This window comes from Enterococcus sp. AZ191, from assembly GCF_051713845.1.
Classification (GTDB): Bacteria; Bacillota; Bacilli; order Lactobacillales; family Enterococcaceae; genus Enterococcus_B; species Enterococcus_B durans.
Genome location: NZ_JBIOQS010000001.1, coordinates 625,882 through 648,215, shown reverse-complemented (window position 1 = coordinate 648,215; position 22,334 = coordinate 625,882). Strand labels below are relative to the sequence as shown.

Here is a 22,334-nt window from a genome sequence, read left to right as displayed (position 1 = left end):
GCCACCTCTCTTTTTTTGAGTTATCGACCATGGCCAAAACTTATTCTTATTTTACATCTATTCACATGACCCAAACGTTATGTATGTTCGATACGTTTTCATTCTACTACGCTGATCAGAGAAATAAAAGTATCACTGTTAAATCTTTAACAACAAAAATAGACTGATATTCGTTTTATTTGCTCACGAATATCAGTCTATTCTTCCATTATTGATTTATTTTTCATTCTGTCACAGCACTTGATTTCCGAACCACCAGTTGCCATTGAAGATTGTGCGCAGTATCGTTATCTTCCATCGCACAATTGATTACACGAATCATTACACTATTTTCGTAAACCTTCTCAATTTCTCCTTTAACAGGCGCACCAAATAAATCGGATTTAAATGCGTATGTCTCTCCAACTTCAAATAATTGTTCATTTTCCATAAAAAATCCCTCCCAAACCTTTTCTAAAGGCTATTAAATATTTACCACAAAATTGAAGAAATAACACAATAAACTCCTAAACGGTTCTTTTCATGTCAAAACTGTTCATTTTTTGGTCTCTCTGTGAAAAAGTGGACTGTCCATTCATTCAAAAAAGGGAGTATTATTTTTACGATTTTGACACCAAAACAACCTTTTATGAATCAAAACTCTATTTTGACCCTTTTTGACATAGAATGTTAGTCGGAGGTACGTTAGATGAAAAATAAAGTTGTGAACAAATTATTGGAGACATTATTCAGTGGTGAAAAAACAGAAGAAGATATGGTTTATATCCAAGTTAAGTTTGCTCTTGAGGTGCTGATGAACAACCTAGGAAAATTAGCAGTTGTGCTAGTCTTTGCTTTAGCGACTGGCTCATGGAGCGAAACAGGAATAACTTTTCTTTCCTATATCTGTATTCGTAGATATGCATATGGACTTCACTCTGATTCTGAATTTGTCTGCCTACTTTGGACTTTGCTTTATTTGTGGGGCGTTCCACTTCTGATGAAACATTTTAACTTGACTGTCTCCTTCCCATGGATGGTCTTTTTATTAGTCAGCTGCTTTTTATTATTGCTTCGCTATGGATCAAGAGGTACAGCTATTAATCCCATTGAACCAGAAAAACACCCACCTTTATTGAAAAAAGCAATTTTTATGTTTGTTGTATTCACACTTCTGATCTTATTTTTCGCTAATTCTTACTTTTCCACTTACTTGCTTCTCGGGATTGTTTTAGAAATAGCTACGTTGCTTCCAATTACAAACTATCTAATGAATCTTGGAGGAATTTTTTATGAAAAAAACAATCATTAAACAACTTACCAACTTATCTGACTTTTTTGTATCTGGCTGCTGCTTCGGTATGAGCTCAGAATTTAAAATCCCTGAAAAATTAAAAAAATAATTAACTAGTTATGCTATAATTTGGAAAAACTCAATGGGAGCGGTACTTTATGTTTTTATGGTCCATAGCGTTGCAATACTTGATTTATACGATTTGTATATTACTCATTGAACACCAAATTAAAAATAAAATCTTTTTTACAGGAGTCATCCTGCTATCTTGTTTCTTACTAGGTTTTATTTATCCAACTTTAGGGATTTTTACTGCCTTATTTGCTATTGGAATGCTGATGCTTACATTTTTCTTCTTTACGTCTTCACCGCAACGGTTGATTTATGCACTTCCTTGGGGACTGCTGACATCACTTTTAGGAGATCATTTGGCTAGCATCAGTGATTTTTTTGTTTTGGAATCAGCGGTGATTGAACCTGGAGATTCTTTACAATACTTTCATATTGTCGTATCTGCTGTTTTGTCAGCCTTACTAGCATTTGGCTTTAAGAAAGCTTTAGAGAGATTCTATGGATTAGATCGTCGAATGATTGGCATAATTGGTACATTGATATTATTTACATACTATATCATTATCTTTTACACCCGTTTTTCTGGCGAAACTCCTGAAGTCTTAGCTTTAAATACCAGTTTCTTTATATTTTATCTTTGTTTTGGTGTAATCATCCTTGTCTACTATTGGAAAATTTCAAATAAAAAAATGGCAGACCAACTATTAGAACAACGGATCCAACTTCAACAAGACTATATCAAAGATCTTGAAAAGAACTACCAAGATTTACGGGAATTTAAGCATGACTATCAGAACTTACTTTTTTCGATGAATAGCTATCTTGAGGATGGGGATCTTGACGGATTACGAAAGTATTATGATCAAAATATCTTACCTACTCGGCAAATGATGCAACTTTTCCCAGCTAATCTCAGTCTTTTAGACAATATGAAGAATCGGGATATAAGAAGTTTGCTTTCTTTGAAGCTTATGATGGCGCAAGAAAAAGGCTTGTCTGTTCAACTTGTATTTCCTGATGAAATCAAGCTTGATAAAAAACATACGGCCAACCTTGTTCGTATGTTAGGGATTATATTAGATAATGCTATTGAAGGTGCTTCGATTACTAAAAAGAAAAAAATAGAATTGATCGTACTTAAAAAGAATAACTCAGTGATTATCCGTGTAATAAATACTACTTTGAATACTCTTCCCCTGAACAAACTGAAACAACAAGGCTTTTCAACTAAAAGCAATCCAAAAAATGAAGGGTTGGGATTATTCATCCTTGATGAATTGACCAAGCTAAATCCTTATATCTTTTTGGAAACTTCGATTGAAAACCAACGTTTTTCTCAAACGATTTATATACAAATGAAATAAAGGAGTAAATTTATGATTCCCATTTATATTTGCGAAGATGACATGAAGCAACTAGAAGTAATCTCTGCTGTAATCAAAAATCGAATCATGATTGAAAATTTGGATAGTTATGTCCATGTAGCTACTTCCGATCCAATGGAACTTCTTCAAGCTGCTAGAGTTCGCACCTCATCTTTTGGCATTTATTTTTTAGACATTGAATTAAAAGATAGTGAGCTAGACGGTATCATGATCGGCAAACATATACGGGATCTCGATCCATTAGGGAAAATCATCTATGTGACTTCCCACACGGATCTTTCGATGACTATCCTGAAAAGCAATATCGAACCAACTGATTATATTATCAAAGAAGATGTCTTTGACCTAAAAGAAAACGTCGAACGGATTTTGAGCAAGATTTTCGAGGATGTCCAAACTACACCTCTTCAAAAAGATATTTTTAAAATTGAATTCAACGATGAAATAAAGTTTTTACCAATCAAAGATATTCAATATTTTTCGACGTCACCCGGTACACCGCATAAATTAGAAGTCCATTTAACACATGCGCAAATGCAATTTTACGATAAAATCAAAGAAATCGAAAAAATGAATCAGAATTTTATTCGCTGTCATAAGTCTTATGTGATCAATACACAAAATGTTCGGACGATCAATAAGAAGACCCGTGAAATCACTTTAGCTAATGGTGAAGTGATCCCCGCTTCTGTTCGTGGTCTAAAAAAACTGATTTCTTAACTTTATAATCATCTCCTTTCATTATTGCAACTTAGAAAAAACAAAATAAGAGGCTGGGACAGAAGTGTTTAACTCCGAGAAATAAGAAGAAATGAACGAAAATTGCTTTTCAAATTTTTGTGAATTTCGGCTTTTCGTCCCGCGCTCTTATTTTTTAATGCACTATCTCATACTTTAATGTAACATCATTTCTTGTGCAATTTCCTGACCATTCATTTGCGCTGGATAAAAAGTCGGCCAATTCTCCATTTCTTCTAACAACTTCTCTTGACTCTCATTCCCTAAATAAATATGGAAATGTTCTGAATCACTTGGTTCAATTGAATGATCACTGAATTGAATATAGCGATACGCACTATTTTGTGGTTCTTTCACCTCAAATAGATAGCGTACACCTCGGTTACCTGCCTGATAATCCAACACTTTTTTGCCACTGTAATTGTATTCTGCTTTTTTCACTTCGCCACTTTTAAATGTAAATGTCAACTCGTTCCCCTTGATCGTTATCTTTGCGACATCTGTGCGATAGCCAACTTTATAGTATTCTTTATACTCTTTCGCCGTCTTTTTTGGATTCACTTTTGCCTTGTATTCAAAAACTGGATCTAGAGTTCCATTTTCAAGATAAGGTTCTACTGTCTGCCATGCACCGTTCCAGTCCAATAACGTACGATCTTTGACCGCTGAATCTTCAAAGTAGCCATTGTATATGGTCTTTTCTTCCTGTTCCCATCTATCTTCAAGGGGGTTCTCTGTTTCAGTCGTTTTTTGTAACGCTCTCAGATTTTTCTCCATGATAGAAAGATAGTTTTCTCCCTGTGCCATTTGTTCCTTCGTCAACCCTTCCAACGGATTAAGTACCTCTAAAGAAACTCCTGCTTCATTCGCTAGTGTTTTAGCAATATTACCTTTCGTATTTTCTTCGAAATAGATAGTGCTGATCCCATGTTCCGTTACGAATTCCTTTAATTCTGCTATTCGAGAAGCAGAAGGTTCTTCACTTGAAGATAAGCCCGTAACTGCCACTTGCTTTAGCCCATACTCCAATGCTAAATAGTTGAACGCTGCATGTTGTGTAACAAACGATTTTTGTTTTGCTTGACCCAAGGCATTTTGATATTTTTGGTGTAGTTTTTGTAGTTTTGTTAGATAGTTCTCCGCATTACTTGTAAAAACTTCCTCTTTTTCTGGGTATTGTTTTATCAATTGATTTCGTATCGTCTGAACCTGTTTCACTGCTAAACTTGGCGCCAACTAAACATGAGGGTCTAATTCGTGGGTATGCCCCTCCCCTTCATGGTTATGATCATGTCCGTCTTCACTACCTGCCAATAAAAGCATTCCTTCTGTTGCTTTGATCGACAATACCTTTCCTTCCTGCAAGGTTTCTTGAATTGCTGGAACCCATGTTTCCATATTTTCATCATTATAGACAAATACATCTGCATTTTGGATTTTAGTCATGTCCTTAGCGGATGGTTCATAATCATGTGTATCTGTTCCTGCGGGGATCAATAATTCCACATTTCCTTCTTCCCCAACGATTTCTTTAGTGAACTCATACACTGGGTAAAAGGTTGTCAACACTTGCAGCTCTTCTTTTTTCCCAGATTCTTGGTTACTTCCACAACTAGCAAGGAGACCAACTAATAATACCCCACTTAACAAACCAATCAAACATCTCATCTTTGTTACACTCCTTCTCATCTTCTTTCTTTGTTCTTTTACGATTAGCTCCGTTAAATCGTAATCATTACGTTTTAATAGCAAGAATAAATTTAGCATATCTCTAAAACATAGGTCAAGTGTTTTTTGGTTATTTAATCGTTGATTTAAACATCCGAACCTTTATCATTTTCTTTTTGGCCCTACTTCCGACTATAATGAAATAAATCATCCCTCACTTTAGTAAAATTTTTATGAAATTACTTGTTTGAGATGTTCTGACTTATTAGAAAGGAGAAAAAAAGTGGAAAATAAATCCAAAGAAAATTCACGGTTCATACGGTTTTTAGGGGGAAAAACTTCTTACTATGTTTTAGGTTTATTGATCATGTTGGCTTTAGTCATTTATTTTTTCCAAAAGATCGGCTTTGTTTTTAAACCATTTATTGTGATTTTTGCTACTGCCTTACCACCCGTTTTATTTGCTTTAATTCTATATTATTTATTAGATCCTTTAATCAAACGTTTGAATAAAAAACTATCCAGAAATCTATCAGTGATTATTGTTTATATCGTTATTTTGATGCTGATCGGGCTGGGAAGCATCTGGCTGATCCCATTTCTGCAGCAGCAAGCTAAAACACTGATTGCGAGTTTCCCGGACTTATTCACTGATTTTCAGCAGACACTAAAACAATTTTTGGCGCAAACACCATTTTCAGATGCATTCAATCAATTTTTTTCATCTATTGATGATCTTACTTCAAATTTCACCTCCTTCATTGGAGATTATTGGGAAAGCGGGGCTAAGAGTTTAGGGAACATCTTTTCAGCAGTCACCACTACTTTTATTACATTATTTACTGGCCCGATCATTGCCTTTTTCCTATTGAAAGATCCTCATAAATTTTATCAATCAGTCTTAGGAATCGTTCCACCGAAATTCCGTACGGATTTTCAAACATTGACAAAAATCGCCAATCAGCAACTTGGTGCATTTTTGAAAGGACAAATCATTGCTTCCTTCATTTTAGGTGCTGTCTATTGGGTGACTTTTTTATTGATTGGTTTAGAATTCGCAAGTATATTAGCGATTGCTGCAGGTATCCTATGTATTATTCCTTATATCGGTCCTTTTATCGCCTTCTTCCCTGGTCTATTTATTGCCTTTCAGGATTCAACGTTTATGGCGATAAAATTTATCCTTGTCTGGTTTATCGTGCAACTACTCCATGGCGATCTAGTCGTTCCACGTGTGATGGGCAATCGTTTACAGATCCATCCGATTACGATCCTGATCGTTCTACTAGTCATGGGTGATTTGTTAGGACTTATGGGTGTCATTTTTGGTATTCCGATCTACACGCTGATCAAATTGCTTGTCGTCTTTACTTTTAGGAAATTCAAGCAACGCTACAACAAGTTCTACGGTGATCAAGGTGTTTACCAAAAAGCAGATTTTTCAGAGAAAGATTACCTAGATAAAGAATAACTATAAGTTAGGTACAAAAATGAGATAATCCTACTGAGTAAAGAGAAGTAAAATTTTTGTCTCTATGATTTATGGGTCTGAAGAATCAGAGTTGATTCTTTAGCCCCATTTTTTATTTTAGGTATTAAAAAACATATCATTCTCTAGTATGATTAAATCACGACAAAATAAACTACGAGAGAATGATTCTGTCAAAAAAATGTTACGATTAATAGACCAAAATTTGGTAGGAGGAACCCGCCTTGAAAAATGACAAAAAGATTTTTTATTGTTAAAATCGTTCAGTTTCTAACCTATGGGATTGCAGTAACTTGAGCACTTTTTCATAGAGAAATCACACCAAACTGGCCATTTTATCTCTTATTGTTAGGAATATTAGTAAGAAATTTTATTCCACTTAACTATCATACTAGCTTTTTTTCAACTGATTCTGGTCTTTCTTTAAAAGTACACGAAAATTAGAAGACATTATTGAAATGACAATTACTTGTATAGTCATTCTCCTAGTTATTCCTACACGTCTTATAATAAAGATCTCTACAAATTAGCTTGTTACAGTTAGTTGAATTCATTAGTCCCATATTTCATTATTACTGTCTTTAGACCTAGTTAAACTCATAAAGCGAGTGAAACACAAAACCACTTGCTATACAGATAGGAAGTAAAGGGTTCTACCAATTTTTTAGTCATGTATATTATCAAATCGTTATTAGCATTCTCTTTCAGAATTAAGAATAATACTTTTGAAAAAAGTTATAAAGGTCTCATATCAATATCATTTAGATAAAGAGTCATAGTCATATATGTTCATTCTGTGTAAGAAGTTTTTTAATGCATCAGCTTGCTGGTACTCTTTTGCAATCATGAAAATTTGAAATGTTGATTCAATATATTCACTTCTCACATTTGTTTCTAGATGTTGAATTATCCCTTCAAAAAAATTAATCATTACTTTGAGATAAAACTCATGGTAACTAAGTTTTTGATTTTTAAGTTCGAACAACATGTTTTTAGCCAATTTCATATTCTGCCTTTTTAAAAGTAAAAACATTCCATTCGATAATAATGCTTGAAAATAATCTTTGAAGTATTTGTCTGCTCTTTTCGATTTAGATGGATTTAGTTTATGAAGCCCCTTTTTTAGATTGAGATAGATAAATTCACTATCAAAAATGTACATACAATTAATAAATAAAGTCCATTGTACACTATGCCATTCGTCGCACCTTCCAAGATAATTTTGAAATAATCCTTTTATTTCAGAACGTTCTGCTGAAGTCAGAATAATTTTCTTTTCCATATCCGCCAATAGTCGTGCTTGATGATAAAATAATTTATAGTAAATATCATCAGAGGTCAAACAATAAAAATCTAACTCGTTTATTAAAACTTCAAAATCCTTTTCTTTACTATAATATACTTTATGTAAACGATCACTTATATATTTTTTCTTCTTATTTTCCGTCACATCTGGTGGTAATAAAGCGACAAATTCAAAGAAGGTAATATTCAGTTTATCTAATAGCAACAAAAGTTGTGGTAAAGAAATCTTTGTCCGTCCAGTTTCAATAAATGATAAAGTGTTTTTTGACATTATTTCTTTCGCTAATTGAACCTGCGTCAGCATTTGCTCTTTTCTCAATTTTTCTATTAAAAACCCAATTTTTACATTGACTTCTTCCATAATATTTTCACTCCTTTTTCCAAAATGCCCAAAAAATAATTATTTTCACTAGATTTTTATATTCAACTTTATACTTAAGCTATCAATTTTGAAAGGAGACTAATATCTGTTCCTCTCCCAGACGGAGCTTGGGAAGTTGTTGTTGTCGAATCGCCATAGTTCATTCTCTCTAACTAAGTACTAAAGGATCCTAAATAAAGCTCACAAATTATATAACCTTCAGATTCAATTTTGAAATACCGTTCTTTACACTCTATGAGATTTTTTTTGTTTCATTATAGCATAAGATAATTTTTTATCTCTTTAAATCAGTTTCGAATATTGATGGAATGAATCAATTTTTTATTTCATCTATGTACCTCAATTGGATTATCATATTATAATTATGAAAGAAGGAATTCCCATGAAAAAGTTTAAATCTGTAATCTTGTCATTTGCCAGCCTACTTTTAATTTCTATTGCTACGCCAACTGCTATTTCTGCTCACGCTGCAGAAACAGTGACAGAAAAAACTTCAATTCTAAGTACAACCGAACCATTCAAACTAGGTGAAACATTTTCTGATTCCATAAGTGATCCAGAATTTCAGAATAAACTACAAGAATTAAACCAATTGAGTAAGAAAATTACAGATATTGAGGACACGACCGTCGTTGATCATTATTCAGAAATGGCAAAATCTGCTTTAAAGAATGGAGAAATCAAAAAACAATCACCAAATACTTCTTTAGATTTTAACAATGTCCATGCTATCAAAGTAATGGATGAAGGGAATGAAATTACTGTTGCCTCTATCCCTATCGTAGGAGAAAAATATAGTCCAGTGATCAGTAGTATGACAGTTTATTTTGATAATGATGACATTTTTCTTTATGGAGAAACTTTGTACAGTAAAGGTGATAAAAACTGTTTCAAAATTGACCAATACTTCAATGGGAATTTACTAGAAAGTAAACAAACAAATATTATGTACCGAAGTAATGCTGTCGTCAAATCTGGGCTAGATACCTTAGCTCGGGTTAATTTTGACAAAACCACTAAGTGTTTAATGGCTGTTGCAGGTGTAGGTGGCTTTACAGCAGGTCTTATCGTTGGTGCATGTGCAGCAATGTGTATTACTACTGCTACAAATCCAGTAAGTGCCGCGTTATGTGGTGGTTGTGTGACTGGCTTTGCAACTGTAGGTGGAGCAAGTATTGCGGGAATTGTAGGTTGCTTCGCATTAACATAATAGCGTATAATAAAGATAATTTATTTTTATTGGAGTGAAAAAAATGGAGAGTAAATTCGCTAAAGAAATCGTTATTATCTTTAGATTGCAAATCATGTTTAGCTGTCTGGCAATAGTTTCTGTCCCATTATTTTACGGCGGATATATTGCAATCTGGGCTCCGATCACGTTGTTTTTTTTAGTGATCTTTTGCTTAGGACTACTAATAATGAAAATAAAAAAAGGTTGATTTTGAAAAGAGGCTGGACAGAAGTGTTTAACTCCGAGAAATAAGCCGAAATTCACGAAAATTGCTTTTCAAATTTTTGTGAATTTCGGCTTATTTAAGAAGGAGCTGCTTCTGCTCCCACCGTTTATTCGTTTTTAAAGAATGAGACAAAAGTGTTTCTTACTTTTGTCCTAGCCTCTTCATTTATACTTCTTACGCAACTCATCCGTCTTTCTTGATAAAGAACTATTTTTTGGAGTAACCTATTTCGAGTATTTTTCTAGTTATTCTTTCAATAATGCAATGGCTTGATATGGTTTCAATTTCAACTCACATTCAATGATTGTTCCATCGTAATTATCGATCAATATCTTGGAGTCTAAAAATTCTTCTGGTAATGAAATAGTCGTTTCTTTACCGTAGAAATTAGTAAATACGATTACTTTCTTTTCTTCATATTGACGTAAAAAACTATATACTTGTGGATGTTCCGGTTGGTATGCCTGATAACTTCCCAAGGCAATTACTGGATACTGCTTTCTCAATCGGATCAATTTTTGATAATAATTGAAAATAGATTGCGGAGAAGCAAGCTCTTTTTCACCATTGATATCCCCATAGCTTTCTGCTACCTTTAACCATGGTTTTCCCAATGTAAACCCGGCGTTTTCATCGGCTGTCCACTGCATCGGTGTACGTGAATTATCTCTTGATTTGGCTTTGATCCGGCGGAAAGCTTCTTTTTCTGATAAGCCTTTTTCCAGTAATAGCTGATACGCATTTAAACATTCGATATCCACATAATCAGCAATCGAATCAAAGTCAGGATCGATCATGCCGATTTCTTCACCCATATAGATATAAGGCGTTCCCCGATTTAAGTGGATCATGGTCGCTAGCATTTTTGCCCCTTGTTTTCGGTAGGCATCAACTGCTACAAAACGGTTCAGTGCACGCGGTTGGTCGTGATTATTCAAAAATAAAGCATTCCAGCCATTCCCAGCACTCATCTCTTCTCCCCAAGTATGGAACAATCGTTTTAATTCTTCAAAATCAAACGGCGGAGTGGTCCACTTGTCCCCATTTTCATAATCAACTTTCAGATGATGAAAATTGAAAACCATGGAAAGTTCATTCCGACTCGGTTCTGTATATAAAATGCAGTTCTCAACGGTTGTTGAACTCATTTCGCCTACAGTGATGATCTCTGCGTCTTGACCAAATGTTTCTTTGTTCAACCGTTGAAGATACGTATGGGTGATTGGTTTATCCGTGTATTCTGGTTTACCTTGGTTCTCTGAATTGTTTTTCAAAACTTCATCTTTTCCGATGACATTGATAACATCAAAACGGAAGCCTTTGACTCCTTTGCTCATCCAAAAACGAACGACCTTGAATAACTCTTCTTGGACCGCTTCATTTCGCCAATTTAAGTCTGCCTGTGTTTTGTCATATAAATGTAAGTAGTATTTGCCAGTGTCCCCAAAAGGAGCCCAAGCATTCCCACCAAATTTAGATATCCAATCAGTTGGTTCATCTCTTAGAATAAAAAAATCTTGATAGAATGGATCACCTGCTAAAGCTTTTTGAAACCATTCATGTTCAATCGACACATGATTCAATACCATATCCAACATGATTTCGATCTGATAACTTTTAGCTTCAGCTACTAATGATTCAAATTCCTCCATCGTTCCAAAAAGAGGATCGATCGCGATATAATTGGAAATATCATACCCATTATCTTTTTGCGGACTTGGGTAAATAGGGTTCAACCAGATCATATCAATTCCCAATTCATGTAGATAAGGAAGTTTTTCTTTGATGCCTGCTAGATCGCCAATCCCATCACCATTGCTATCGCGATAGGATTTAGGATAAATTTGATAAATGACTTTGTCTTTGAATGTCATATTGATTTGCCTCCAATCAACTGATCATCAACTTATATATACAAGTTGTTAGATTCATTATAACTAAAAAGGAAGCGTTTGTAAAACTTTTGCTCAATAGTTCTCCAAATCCTTTAGACAACTACTCACTCAAAAAGAAAGAGCATATCTTTTTTGAGACCGTTCACTATTCAAAGAGACAATGGTCCAAAAATAAGCCGGCACAACTCACAAATAAACGACGATTGCGAGTTGCACAGGCTTTTAGAACGAAACATTCTACAATTTCGTTTGTTTCCTTCTATTCATTTGATTTTAGTGCATCGATCATATTGATATGTTTTAACTTGAAGTGAGTCACGATCATTACGATTACGGTAAACAAGATCGTTAAAATACTTGAAAGTGCATAAGCTTTCCAAGTAATCACTAATGGAAAGATGACATTTTCCATAGAGGCTTGTCGTAAAATGAAATCCGTCAATACATACCCAATACCAAATCCACCAATAATACCAAACAAGGTGAAAATAATGTTTTCTCTAACAATGTACATCGTCACTTCTTTATCGAAGAATCCTAGTACTTTGATCGTAGACAATTCACGTACCCGCTCGGAGATGTTGATGTTCGTTAAATTGTACAATACAATAAACGCTAATAAACCAGATAAAACGACAAAGATCAAAACAACGGAATCTAAGTTTGCCATAGATTCTTCCTGTGTTTCTATTTGTTTTGAAACAAAGGATGTGTTCGTCACGCTACCCGTTTCTAATAATTTTTCTGATAAATGATCCTCTTGGTCTTTTGTCATAGCAGCTGTTTGAGCTAAAAAGGCATTTGTTTCAGCAGATTTTCCCGATACTTTGTGGTAATAATCCGCACTCATATAAACAAAATTCCCTAAATAATTCTGTAAAACTTCACGGATTTTTACTTTTAACTCTTTTTGATCCTCTGTGTATAAAGAAACAGTATCACCTTTAGCTAGACCAAACAACTCCGCCGCTTTTTGTGTGATCGCGATACCATCATTTGGTAATTCTCGAGCTTGTCCATCTGTTCCTAGTAGATGGATAAAGTTTTCTAGCTGGTTCTTCTCTTTTGGTGCAATCATCGTCAGGCTTTGCGAGGCTTGCCCTTTTTTCCGCAACTCAAGTGTCTGCATGTCGACCGCGAGAAGCGCCTTGAACTTAGGATCGTCTTCTAATGTTTGTTTTGCTATATCTGCACTTTTATCAGCGCTTTGGTCGATCGTGACAATTGCTTGGTAGTCTGTGATTGGTCCGAATTGTTTCTCGGAAACCGAACTTAATGAGTCTTTCAGCCCTACCCCGGCTACCATCAAACCCGCACAGCCAGCAATTCCGATGCTCGCCATCAGCATTCTTGATTTATATCGAAAAAGATTGCGATAACTGATTTTTTGATTAAAGCTAAGTCGAGACCAAAATGGCTTGATATATTCTAACAAGATCCGTTTTCCTGGTTTTGGTGCTTTGGGTTGGAGAAGAGCAGCTGGCTTTTCTCGTAGATCTTTAAATAAAACAATCATCGCCGCGCCAAACGCTGCAATAAAGAAAGCAACTGCTGCTTGAATAATTGGCATCCAATCATAAAAGATAACGGCTGAACCAATATCATATTGCTCATTTGACAGTTCAAAGATGATTCTCGGCAACAAATTGGTTCCCAGTACCGTTCCTAAAAATATGCCAATTCCAGAAGCAAGTGTGGCATAAATCGCATATTTTTTGGCAATCTCCAATTTTGTATAGCCTAATGCTTTTAACGTACCAATTTCTCTGCGATTTTCTTCGACCATTCGTGTCATCGTCGTAAAAGTGATCAATGCCGCAATAAAGAAGAAAAATACTGGAAAGACATTTGCAATAGCAGCAATACGTTCAGCTAGATCTCCAAATTCCTGAAAGCCAACATTTTCAGATCGTTCCTGATAACGGTAGGTCGGCTTTTCTAACGTATTGATTTTCTCTTGGTTTTCTTTGATCGTCTCTTCTGATTTAGTGAGTTTTTGCTGTTGTTCTGCTAATATTTGTTCTTGTTGTGCTAATTGTGCTTGCTGTTCAGAAAGCTCATTCAAAGCTGTATCACGCTGTGTTTCAGGCAGTTGCTCGATTACCACCATTTGTTGCGTCATTTGTGTTTTTGCAGACTTAAGTTGGCTTACTGCTGCATCCAATTGACTTTGGCTATCCTTGATTTTTTTTTTCGCAGGTTGTAAGTCTGCTGTTGCTTGTTTTTTGAGCTCATCCAGCCGTTGTGTTGGTCTGTCCTGAAAGATTGTTTCAACAGTTTCCTGATTTTTAGCCATTCGATCTTCATAGGCTTGGCTGTAAGTATCTAAATCTGTGACATTGGTGAACGTAAGATAGATAACGGAATCAATCGTTGTGTTGAAGTCTGATTCCGGCAGATAAGCAAAGTAATCCACTCTTCCGTTACCAACATTTGCGTAACCACGTTCTAAATTATTGATAAACAAGGGAGAACGCACAAAACCCACAACTTTGTATTCTTTTTGAACCAGATCTTCGGAATCGATCGTATAAGAATCCCCTATTTTATAGCCTGAATTTTTAGCTTTTTCGTCTAAGACTATTTCCCCTTGTTTTTCAGGTAGACGCCCTTCAACAGCCTTCAATTTATTTTGTTTTGCTGTATCCGTATACGAGAAAATTTGTGCCACTTCGTTTTTTTGGGCATTTGCGTAATAAATCTGTTTGCCTGTCTCAACTTGCGCATGGGGGATTTTTTTGGCTTGCATCAAGTCGTCTTCAGTCAATCCAGCTGTGGAAATCACTTGTAGATCCGACAAATTTTTCTGATCGACATAGTGATCCATCGTTTTTTGCATGACTGGACCAGCTGTTTTAACTCCTACGAAAAGTAGCGTTCCTAGCATAATGATCAATACAATCGCAATAAATCGTCCTTTTGACTGCTTTATTTCTCTAAAGCTTTCTTTAAGATATGTTTTTGTTTTCATAACTATCTCCTTACCATACAAGATCATCAATGGATGAAGGAGTATCATTGATTTCAACGGAGCGGACCTTTGCATCATTGATGCGGATCACTCGGTCTGCGATTGGAGCTAAAGCAGAATTATGTGTGATGATCAACACTGTATTTCCATGCTCTCTACTGGCATTTTGCAATAGTTTCAACACTTGTTTTCCTGTTTCGAAATCTAACGCCCCTGTTGGTTCATCACACAACAATAGTTTTGGATTTTTGGCTAGTGCCCGTGCAATCGAAACACGTTGCTGCTCACCACCAGATAATTGTGAAGGGAAATTTTCCAAACGATGGGCTAACCCTACTTGCCCCAACACTTCTTCTGGATCTAGTGCATCCAGTGAAACTTCAGTAGCAAGTTCGACATTTTCTTTGGCAGTCAGGTTAGGAACAAGATTATAAAATTGAAACACAAAACCAACATCTGTTCTTCGATAGGCTGTCAATTGTTTGTCATTGAACTGCGCAATATCTGTCCCATCAATAATGATTTTTCCTTCATCTGGTTGATCCATACCGCCTAATATATTTAAAACAGTTGATTTTCCCGCACCACTTGGTCCAAGAATAATCACCAGTTCACCTTTTTTAATGGAGAAAGAAATATCTTCATTCGCTGTGATCGTTGTTTCTCCCATTTTATAGCGTTTAAACTCGTTTTTTACTTCTACATACTCCATTCGTATTCTCCTATCTTCACGATATTTCTTTTTCGTATACGTTTTCTTCTCTTTATTCTACCATTGAACGCTACTAGACTAAAGGCAGGAACAAGTATTCATTGACAAATAAACAAAATATGATTTACTTACAGGGAAACAATCTATTTTTGAAAGAAGGACAACCATGAATACAATAAAGTCACTTGACCTTGTACTTGATCATACCGCATTTGTCGCGATTGATCTTCAAAAAGGGATTCTCGGTTCAGGACAATTGTTCCCTAATGATGCCACTAATGTTTTAGCAAATAATGTGGAATTGGCACAACACTTGAAAAATACTGACGCGTTAAATGTCTTAGTCAATGTAGATATCACTGAATTCCGCTATTTGAGTACTAAAAACGAATTAGCTAAACAAGCAGCAGTCCCTGTTATCTCAAAGGAATTTACAGATTTGCTGTTAGCTCCCTATTTAGAGAATACAACAAATACATTGACGATCACCAAATACAATCCTAGCGCTTTTTTTGGTACTTCTTTAGATCTCCAGCTTCGCCGCCGTCAAATCGACACGATTATTTTGTCTGGTGTTGCTACGTCTAATGGCGTATACGCAACTGCGTTAGACGCATTTCAACATGGCTATCATGTCATCGTGGTCGAAGATGCTTGTGCAGATAGAGATCTTGAGTTACATCACGTCTTTTTTGAAAAAATCTTCCCTAAAACGGCCCGAATCCGTTCTACGAAAGAAGTTATTTCAGCAATCGAAAAGGCGAAGGAATAATGATGCAACTATGCATTCTTTCCATTTACTTCTTTCATTTTTCATGGGAAAATAGCATTAATAGCTAGATAGGAGTAGTAAGTATGGGGAAAAAAAAGATAACGATCAAAGATGTAGCGAAACACTCTGGTGTATCGATTGCTACTGTCTCATTGATTCTAAATGGTAATGAAGCAAAATTTAGTCCAAAAACGGTCGAAAAAGTCTTTGCTTCAAAAAAGGAATTAGGGTATCAGCCCGATTATCTTGCCCGCCAGATGATCACAAAAGAAACAAAAACTATCGGTGTCCTCGTTCCAGACATCACGAACCCTTTTTTCAATATATTGATGCGAGGAATCGAAGAGGTTTTGTATCAGCAACATTTCGTGACGATCCTATGCAATGCTGATTCTGATCATCAAAAAGAAATTGAGTATCTAGCTGAACTTACACGACGTGGAGTAGATGGATTCATCATTGCCACTTCTGCCATCTCGACATCAGCAATCAATGAAAATTTAAAAAAGCATGGACGTCCTTACATCGTGCTCGATCAAAAAAAATCACATGGATTCAGTGACTCTGTCCGAACAGATGATTTTCGTGGTGGATATCTTGCAGGTGTTCATTTATTATCGCTAGGCCATGAAAATATTGCGCTTGTTTACCCTGAGAATCCACCAGAAAATATCCAGCTACGAATTGAAGGATTCAAACACGCATTAGACTTCTACCAACATTCTCACGATCAGTTACTGCTATTGCCCACACTGTTCTCCAAGCAAGGTGGGTATCAAGCTGTACCAAGCATCGTTGAATCTGCGACAACTGCAATTTTCGCATTGAATGATGAATTAGCTTTTGGTCTTTATCGCGGACTGGAGGAGAAAGGTAAATCAATTCCTAATGATTACAGTATCATCGGCTATGATAACATCGACATGTGTGAATATGTTAAACCTAAACTCACCACTATCGCCCAACCAATCGTTGAGTTGGGCAAAGCTTCTGCTAAATTATTATTGTCACGGATCCAATCGCCCACTAAGGAATGGGAAGAAGAACTATTACCTGTAAAATTAGAAAAAAGAGCTTCGACTGCTCCATTAAAAAAAACATAACAAGAGGAACTTGCCAAAACATGTGCGACAAATTTCATGTTTTGACAAGTTTTTTACGTTTTACGATCGTTATTTTTACAAATATTTTGTAGAATTGCTCTACCTTTGGTACAATTTAATTAGCATGGCCATTTCCCCCCATTTGTTCCCCCACCAAATAAATGGTAGTGCCTTATACTGAATATCAAAGCGTTGAGAGTAACAACTCAGTGCTTTTATCGAATGACAAACGCAGAGTCAATTTACTGAAAGTACAAATTCACTGCTGTTATGAAAAATAAAAGACTACGCTACTAAACGTTTAAAAGAAAAGGAGTATTTGATTATGAACAAAAATAAAGCAATACGCCTACTCGCCACATCATGGCTGATTGCTCCAACTATTTTGTCGACACAGTCTGTTTTTGCAGATGAACAATCAACACAGACAACTGAAAGCCCAATCGTCGCTCAAAAAACGACAAACTCTTCCACTCTTACCAGTTCAGATCTAGCTGATTCATCTTCTAATGGAACAGCCACAACAAGTTCTTCGATGACTGAATCGTCTACTAGTTCTTCTACAACCGAATCGTCTACTACTGATTCATCAGAATCACCAGATGGTTCAACAGAAGAAACAGCTACGCGTACAGTTACGATCGATCCGACACTATTAGGAAAAATCAAATTAAGTACCGTCGCTACAGACACTACAGAAGAAAAAGAATTGACGATCGATTCATCTGGAGTCGTTAGAGGATTGAAAGAGGGCACTAAGATTGCCTATGAAATCTCCCCTTCAAAAGATGAAAAATTAGTCTCTTTCGAAGTGAACGGTGCGCAAGAAGTTGACTATCAGCAACATACCTTTACTATTGGCGTCATCAATATGACACTTTCTGCTAAATTTGAATCAACTACAGAAACATCGAATGGCGGATCAACTGGATCAAACAGAGGCTCAACTGGATCTTCTAATGGTTCGAATACTGGTGGATCAACAAACCAAAACAGTGGCAATAATGGAAATCCTGGTAATTCTAGCAAACCAAATGGAAATTCGAACAATCAGTCAAAACCTTCGACTGCTACAAACAATGACTCAGTTGTTTCCGCAAACAATAGCGGTGGCTCTAATAGTCAGTCTAACAACCAACAGACTTCTGGTTCAACAGATCAATCAGGCATCGAAAATCCGGGAACTAATTCTTCTGATTTTGTTGTCAAAACACCGATCGAATCTCTTTTACCAGCCAACACGACTGCTGTCCAACAGGCAATCGTCAGAGAAGCTTATAAGTATTTAGGTAGTCCCTATGTTTGGGGTGCAAAAGGTCCATCCACATTTGATTGTTCCGGTCTAGCTTATTATGTTTACATGCAAGCTACAGGTCACTATATTGGTGGCTGGACTGGTGAACAACAATATGCCGGTACGCAAATCCCTGTGGACCAAGCACAGCCTGGAGATTTAGTATTCTGGGGACCTTCTTCTGGTGTTACACATCACGTCGGTATCTATCTTGGAAATGGCTTATACATCCATGCACCTCAACCAGGCGATAAAGTACGGATCACTTCGATCGCTGATTATGCACCTGATTTCGCTGTCCGTGTGAATATTGCAGGTTTACCAATTGTAAATGGTTCTCTAGCCAATTCATCTATTTTAGATGGCCTTGGAGATTTCAACTTTTCAAAAAATCAAACTACTGATCAATTTTTGAAAAAAATTGCCGATAGTGCTCAAGAAATCGGACAAAAAAACGGCATCTACGCTTCCGTTATGATGGCTCAAGCAATTCTAGAAAGTGGCTCAGGCAACAGCTTATTATCCAGTGAACCAAACTATAATCTGTTTGGTATCAAAGGGGATTATCAAGGAAAAAGTGTTTCATTCAATACACTAGAACAAGACCAATCGGGTTCAAACTACCAAATCCGAGCATCTTTCCGCCAATATCCTTCTTATAAAGAAAGTCTAGAAGATTATGCAAAATTAATCAAAAATGGATTATCTCATAACAAAGATTTTTATAAACCCACATGGAAATCAGAAGCAAAAACCTATAAAGAAGCAACAAAATATCTAGAAGGCCGCTATGCGACAGATAAACAATATGCAAATAAATTGAATGCGATCATCAAAGCATATGATCTGACAAAATATGATGAGCCTAAGAAAGAAGAAAAATCAGTTGTTGAAACATCTACTAAAAAAGAGTCATTCGTTGTGCCAGTTTCATGGAATAAAAATGAAATGTCACTGACAAACTTAGATGTTTCAAACTTCAAACGTACAGCTAAAAAACCTGACTATTTTTCTACAACTAAAGTATTGACGATCTTTGAAGTACTCCAACGACTATCCGCTAGAGAAATCCCTCAAACTCCAGTGGTCCAGGTCAAAGCAGATACCGTTCCATTACTAAGCATCTTAACGATCGATAACTTACTATGGATCCAAAGCAAATTCAAATAAGCTAAAAAGAACCTACAATATGCGAACCGACTACAAAGTCGACCCGCATACTGTAGGTTCTTCTTTCATTTATTTTTCTCTTTTCAAAACGATACTTGTGTATAGCCATGTAGTCAAGACGTAATAAACAAAGTATAAAACAAAGAAAATCAAAAATGGAATCCAGATATCATGATACGGATCACTCATCAATACTGTAAACATCTCTAAACCGAAAATAACGTGTATTGCACCTAAGATACCTGGTGCTAGGAAAAGCACGCCAATTTCTCGTCGGATGGACTGTTTCAATAGATTACGTTTAGCACCGATTTTTTCCAACATTTCATATCTGCTGATGTCACTTTTACTTCCTGAAAGGATCTTGAACATCAAGCAACTTGCCAACATCGTCAAGAAGGCGATACCTAGGAAGAAGCCCATAAATTCAAAACCAGAATACATACCGTTGAACAGTTGATACATGGTGAATTTTTGATTGAAGCTTCCATCATTAGTTTGCAACGTTGGATTGTTCTCGCTGTTTTCTTTTACCAATGTTTCAATTTGATCTAGATCAGCAACAAAATCTTTCACTTGAACCAGTTGCAGTGTCGTTTGAGGAAGATTCAATTGTTCAAATTCCGTTGACTGCACTACTTTGATTTCTTTACCTTTTTGTTCCGGTAATTCATACGAACGCAATTCATCTTGCATCGGCAACTGCTCCGCTAGATCTTTTGCACTTACTTCTGCAATTTTTGAGTCATTGATCGAATTCCCATTATTTGAAATATATTTCAAAGGTGTTTTTTCAAAGTCACTATAATTGTAATACACATATTGTGCATCTTCTTTTTGAGCATACGTCGCATTGACCTTCAACTGTAAATCAGAAACTTTTTGTTGATCTACTTTTTGTGCATTATTCAAAATGACATCATAAGCAGAAACCTTATTTGTGAATGTCATGATCTCATTCTTAAATCCTAATCCAACAGTCAACGCACCCAAAGCTAAAGCTAACAGCATCGCTACCATCGACAACATTTGAGTATACTCACGAATTCTAAAACTTAATTGTGACAACGTAAAATTATTCAATTTACGCATTGAAATACTTTCTGTTTTCTTCAATAACGACAAGAAGAAAATAATAACCGAATGGAAAATGAAATAAGTTCCTAGAACAATTGTTACTAAAGCTACGACAATAGCCATTAACTGGTATTCTAGTACATTTGCCATCATATAATAACCAATACCTAAGAAAACAATTCCTAAAATAACTTCTAGTAAAAATAAAAACTTATGTTGTTTCATTCTAGTTGGTGTTTGATCTGCACGTATCAGTGTCAAGATCGGTTTTTTTACAATTGAGAATGCATTGACAAATGCTGCAAGTAAAAACAAGATTGCAAAAAAGATGAATGTGATAATCAATCCTTTTAGATTCAAAGGTGAAAAATGGGTGATCGTAACATTTAATTGATCGACTAGTAATTTTTGAACGATACTAGTAAGCCCTACGCCCAAGACAGAACCAACTACTGTAGCCACTATCCCAACGATAAATGTTTCCGAAAAGATCATTTGCGCAATTTTTCTTCCTTTTGCACCCAACATCATGAACATCGCGTAATCTTTTTGCCGCATCGTCATCAAAAATGAATTTGCGTAAAGAATGTAGACAAATGTGATGATCCCCAATAAAACAGACCCTATCTGAAAGATAATCACTGTCATCGACAAGGATGAATTATGTGTTAAAAAATCTTTATTACTTGCCATCGATTCAAACATATAAAAGATGGCAGATGCCATAACCAAACCTGAAAACAAGACAATGTAATCCCTTAATCGACTTTTGATTCCAGTAAGTGATAGTTTCCAAAGCATTTTCTTTTCCCCCTTACTGTTCCAAATTTCCTAAAATGGATAAGATTTGTCGATAAAAAGAATCTCGACTTTGGTCTCCGCGCTTCACTTCTTGGTGAATGCACCCATCTTTGATAAATAAAATGCGTTGACAATAACTTGCTGAAAAAGGATCATGGGTAACCAAAAGAATCGACACCTCGTCTTTTGTATTTAGTTCTTCCATCGTATCCAACAAATCACGAGCGCTTTTTGAATCCAAAGCACCTGTTGGTTCATCACCTAATAAGATCGTAGGCTGGGTAATCAAGGCCCGCGCTGCAGCAACCCGTTGTTTTTGACCACCTGATATTTCAGATGGATAACTTTCTAAAATATGAGTAATCGATAAACGTTCAGCGATTTTTTTCACTCGCTGTTTGATCTCTTTTGCCCGAACACCTTGTAAAGAAAGTGGAACTGCAATATTTTCTTGAGCAGTTAAATTTTCTAACAAGTTGAAATCTTGAAAAATAAATCCGATTTCTTTTGATCGAAAATCAGCTAATTGATTTCCTTTTAATTTTGTCACATCTTTTTGATTGATTCGAATCGATCCTTCAGTGGGTCTATCTAATGTAGATAAAATGTTCAATAGTGTGGATTTACCAGAACCAGAAGCACCCATTATACCAATGAATTCGCCTTTTTCTACTTCAAAGCCGATTCCATTCAATGCTTGAGTCTTTTTCTCATTGTTTTTACCATATACTTTTGTTACATTTTGAACCTCAACGATTTTTTCCATTTAT

At 35.8% G+C, this 22,334-nt stretch carries 16 protein-coding genes and 2 pseudogenes; 10 read left to right on the top strand and 8 right to left on the bottom strand.

What is annotated here, in order from left to right; genetic code table 11:
- Nucleotides 1-223: 223 nt before the first annotated feature.
- A complete protein-coding gene (locus IGI47_RS03150; RefSeq protein ID WP_104661946.1) occupies nt 224-430 on the bottom strand; it encodes a hypothetical protein in 207 nt (68 codons plus the stop codon).
- A 258-nt stretch (nt 431-688) separates the two neighbouring features.
- Between IGI47_RS03150 and IGI47_RS03145 the strand changes: the two genes are divergently transcribed.
- The 3 genes from IGI47_RS03145 to IGI47_RS03135 all read left to right on the top strand — a co-directional run bounded on the left by IGI47_RS03145 (nt 689) and on the right by IGI47_RS03135 (nt 3,450).
- Complete coding sequence (locus IGI47_RS03145; protein ID WP_438783305.1) at nt 689-1,291, top strand: accessory gene regulator B family protein; 603 nt, start codon at nt 689-691, stop codon at nt 1,289-1,291.
- Between the two features lie 140 nt (nt 1,292-1,431).
- A complete protein-coding gene (locus IGI47_RS03140; protein ID WP_311930811.1) occupies nt 1,432-2,709 on the top strand; it encodes a GHKL domain-containing protein in 1,278 nt (425 codons plus the stop codon).
- Between the two features lie 12 nt (nt 2,710-2,721).
- Complete coding sequence (locus IGI47_RS03135) at nt 2,722-3,450, top strand: LytR/AlgR family response regulator transcription factor (protein ID WP_104661944.1); 729 nt, start codon at nt 2,722-2,724, stop codon at nt 3,448-3,450.
- 174 nt (nt 3,451-3,624) lie between these two features.
- On the opposite strand, the pseudogene IGI47_RS03130 reads toward IGI47_RS03135, so the two are convergent.
- Nucleotides 3,625-5,136: pseudogene (locus IGI47_RS03130) on the bottom strand (zinc ABC transporter substrate-binding protein AdcA).
- A gap of 283 nt (nt 5,137-5,419) precedes the next feature.
- On the opposite strand from IGI47_RS03130, the gene IGI47_RS03125 reads away from it, so the two are divergent.
- Nucleotides 5,420-6,607: an AI-2E family transporter gene (locus tag IGI47_RS03125; protein ID WP_438783304.1), complete on the top strand. Its 1,188-nt coding sequence runs from the start codon at nt 5,420-5,422 to the stop codon at nt 6,605-6,607.
- A gap of 775 nt (nt 6,608-7,382) precedes the next feature.
- Here IGI47_RS03125 and IGI47_RS03120 read toward each other — a convergent pair.
- Nucleotides 7,383-8,291, bottom strand: coding sequence for a helix-turn-helix domain-containing protein (locus IGI47_RS03120; RefSeq protein ID WP_438783303.1), 909 nt, complete (start codon nt 8,289-8,291; stop codon nt 7,383-7,385).
- A 403-nt stretch (nt 8,292-8,694) separates the two neighbouring features.
- On the opposite strand from IGI47_RS03120, the gene IGI47_RS03115 reads away from it, so the two are divergent.
- The 3 genes and pseudogenes from IGI47_RS03115 to IGI47_RS03105 form a co-directional block, all read left to right on the top strand.
- A complete protein-coding gene (locus IGI47_RS03115; RefSeq protein WP_438783302.1) occupies nt 8,695-9,522 on the top strand; it encodes a hypothetical protein in 828 nt (275 codons plus the stop codon).
- Nucleotides 9,523-9,565: 43 nt separating this feature from the next.
- Nucleotides 9,566-9,751, top strand: a complete 186-nt coding sequence (locus IGI47_RS03110) for a hypothetical protein (protein ID WP_438783301.1) — start codon at nt 9,566-9,568, stop codon at nt 9,749-9,751.
- 6 nt (nt 9,752-9,757) lie between these two features.
- Nucleotides 9,758-9,889 (top strand): annotated as a pseudogene (locus IGI47_RS03105) (DUF3788 family protein); the annotation flags it as partial.
- Nucleotides 9,890-10,014: 125 nt separating this feature from the next.
- Here IGI47_RS03105 and treC read toward each other — a convergent pair.
- The 3 genes from treC to IGI47_RS03090 all read right to left on the bottom strand — a co-directional run bounded on the left by treC (nt 10,015) and on the right by IGI47_RS03090 (nt 15,347).
- Nucleotides 10,015-11,643 (bottom strand): alpha,alpha-phosphotrehalase, encoded by a 1,629-nt coding sequence (gene treC / locus IGI47_RS03100; RefSeq protein ID WP_438783299.1) that lies wholly within the window; start codon nt 11,641-11,643, stop codon nt 10,015-10,017.
- A 280-nt stretch (nt 11,644-11,923) separates the two neighbouring features.
- Nucleotides 11,924-14,635 (bottom strand): FtsX-like permease family protein, encoded by a 2,712-nt coding sequence (locus IGI47_RS03095; protein ID WP_438783298.1) that lies wholly within the window; start codon nt 14,633-14,635, stop codon nt 11,924-11,926.
- 10 nt (nt 14,636-14,645) lie between these two features.
- On the bottom strand, nt 14,646-15,347 hold the full coding sequence (locus IGI47_RS03090) for an ABC transporter ATP-binding protein (RefSeq protein WP_438783297.1): 702 nt from the start codon (nt 15,345-15,347) through the stop codon (nt 14,646-14,648).
- A 166-nt stretch (nt 15,348-15,513) separates the two neighbouring features.
- On the opposite strand from IGI47_RS03090, the gene IGI47_RS03085 reads away from it, so the two are divergent.
- The 3 genes from IGI47_RS03085 to IGI47_RS03075 all read left to right on the top strand — a co-directional run bounded on the left by IGI47_RS03085 (nt 15,514) and on the right by IGI47_RS03075 (nt 19,686).
- Complete coding sequence (locus IGI47_RS03085) at nt 15,514-16,119, top strand: isochorismatase family protein (protein WP_311930819.1); 606 nt, start codon at nt 15,514-15,516, stop codon at nt 16,117-16,119.
- 83 nt (nt 16,120-16,202) lie between these two features.
- Nucleotides 16,203-17,222, top strand: a complete 1,020-nt coding sequence (rbsR, locus tag IGI47_RS03080) for a ribose utilization transcriptional repressor RbsR (RefSeq protein ID WP_311930820.1) — start codon at nt 16,203-16,205, stop codon at nt 17,220-17,222.
- 325 nt (nt 17,223-17,547) lie between these two features.
- Nucleotides 17,548-19,686 (top strand): glucosaminidase domain-containing protein, encoded by a 2,139-nt coding sequence (locus IGI47_RS03075; RefSeq protein ID WP_438783296.1) that lies wholly within the window; start codon nt 17,548-17,550, stop codon nt 19,684-19,686.
- Between the two features lie 69 nt (nt 19,687-19,755).
- Here the strand turns inward: IGI47_RS03075 and IGI47_RS03070 are convergent, their stop codons facing one another.
- Entirely contained in the window at nt 19,756-21,564 is a 1,809-nt protein-coding gene (locus IGI47_RS03070; RefSeq protein ID WP_311930822.1) for an ABC transporter permease, read from the bottom strand.
- Between the two features lie 13 nt (nt 21,565-21,577).
- A complete protein-coding gene (locus IGI47_RS03065) occupies nt 21,578-22,330 on the bottom strand; it encodes an ABC transporter ATP-binding protein (protein ID WP_438783294.1) in 753 nt (250 codons plus the stop codon).
- Nucleotides 22,331-22,334 lie beyond the last annotated feature (4 nt).

What these genes read in the sequence shown, in the direction of transcription:
- IGI47_RS03145 (WP_438783305.1), top strand. Translation starts at nt 689, where the DNA reads ATGAAAAATAAAGTTGTGAACAAATTATTGGAGACATTATTCAGTGGT.
- IGI47_RS03070 (WP_311930822.1), bottom strand. Translation starts at nt 21,564, where the DNA reads ATGCTTTGGAAACTATCACTTACTGGAATCAAAAGTCGATTAAGGGAT.
- IGI47_RS03120 (WP_438783303.1), bottom strand. Translation starts at nt 8,291, where the DNA reads ATGGAAGAAGTCAATGTAAAAATTGGGTTTTTAATAGAAAAATTGAGA.
- IGI47_RS03140 (WP_311930811.1), top strand. Translation starts at nt 1,432, where the DNA reads ATGTTTTTATGGTCCATAGCGTTGCAATACTTGATTTATACGATTTGT.
- IGI47_RS03095 (WP_438783298.1), bottom strand. Translation starts at nt 14,635, where the DNA reads ATGAAAACAAAAACATATCTTAAAGAAAGCTTTAGAGAAATAAAGCAG.
- IGI47_RS03115 (WP_438783302.1), top strand. Translation starts at nt 8,695, where the DNA reads ATGAAAAAGTTTAAATCTGTAATCTTGTCATTTGCCAGCCTACTTTTA.
- rbsR (WP_311930820.1), top strand. Translation starts at nt 16,203, where the DNA reads ATGGGGAAAAAAAAGATAACGATCAAAGATGTAGCGAAACACTCTGGT.
- IGI47_RS03090 (WP_438783297.1), bottom strand. Translation starts at nt 15,347, where the DNA reads ATGGAGTATGTAGAAGTAAAAAACGAGTTTAAACGCTATAAAATGGGA.
- IGI47_RS03150 (WP_104661946.1), bottom strand. Translation starts at nt 430, where the DNA reads ATGGAAAATGAACAATTATTTGAAGTTGGAGAGACATACGCATTTAAA.
- treC (WP_438783299.1), bottom strand. Translation starts at nt 11,643, where the DNA reads ATGACATTCAAAGACAAAGTCATTTATCAAATTTATCCTAAATCCTAT.
- IGI47_RS03065 (WP_438783294.1), bottom strand. Translation starts at nt 22,330, where the DNA reads ATGGAAAAAATCGTTGAGGTTCAAAATGTAACAAAAGTATATGGTAAA.
- IGI47_RS03075 (WP_438783296.1), top strand. Translation starts at nt 17,548, where the DNA reads ATGAACAAAAATAAAGCAATACGCCTACTCGCCACATCATGGCTGATT.
- IGI47_RS03085 (WP_311930819.1), top strand. Translation starts at nt 15,514, where the DNA reads ATGAATACAATAAAGTCACTTGACCTTGTACTTGATCATACCGCATTT.
- IGI47_RS03110 (WP_438783301.1), top strand. Translation starts at nt 9,566, where the DNA reads ATGGAGAGTAAATTCGCTAAAGAAATCGTTATTATCTTTAGATTGCAA.
- IGI47_RS03135 (WP_104661944.1), top strand. Translation starts at nt 2,722, where the DNA reads ATGATTCCCATTTATATTTGCGAAGATGACATGAAGCAACTAGAAGTA.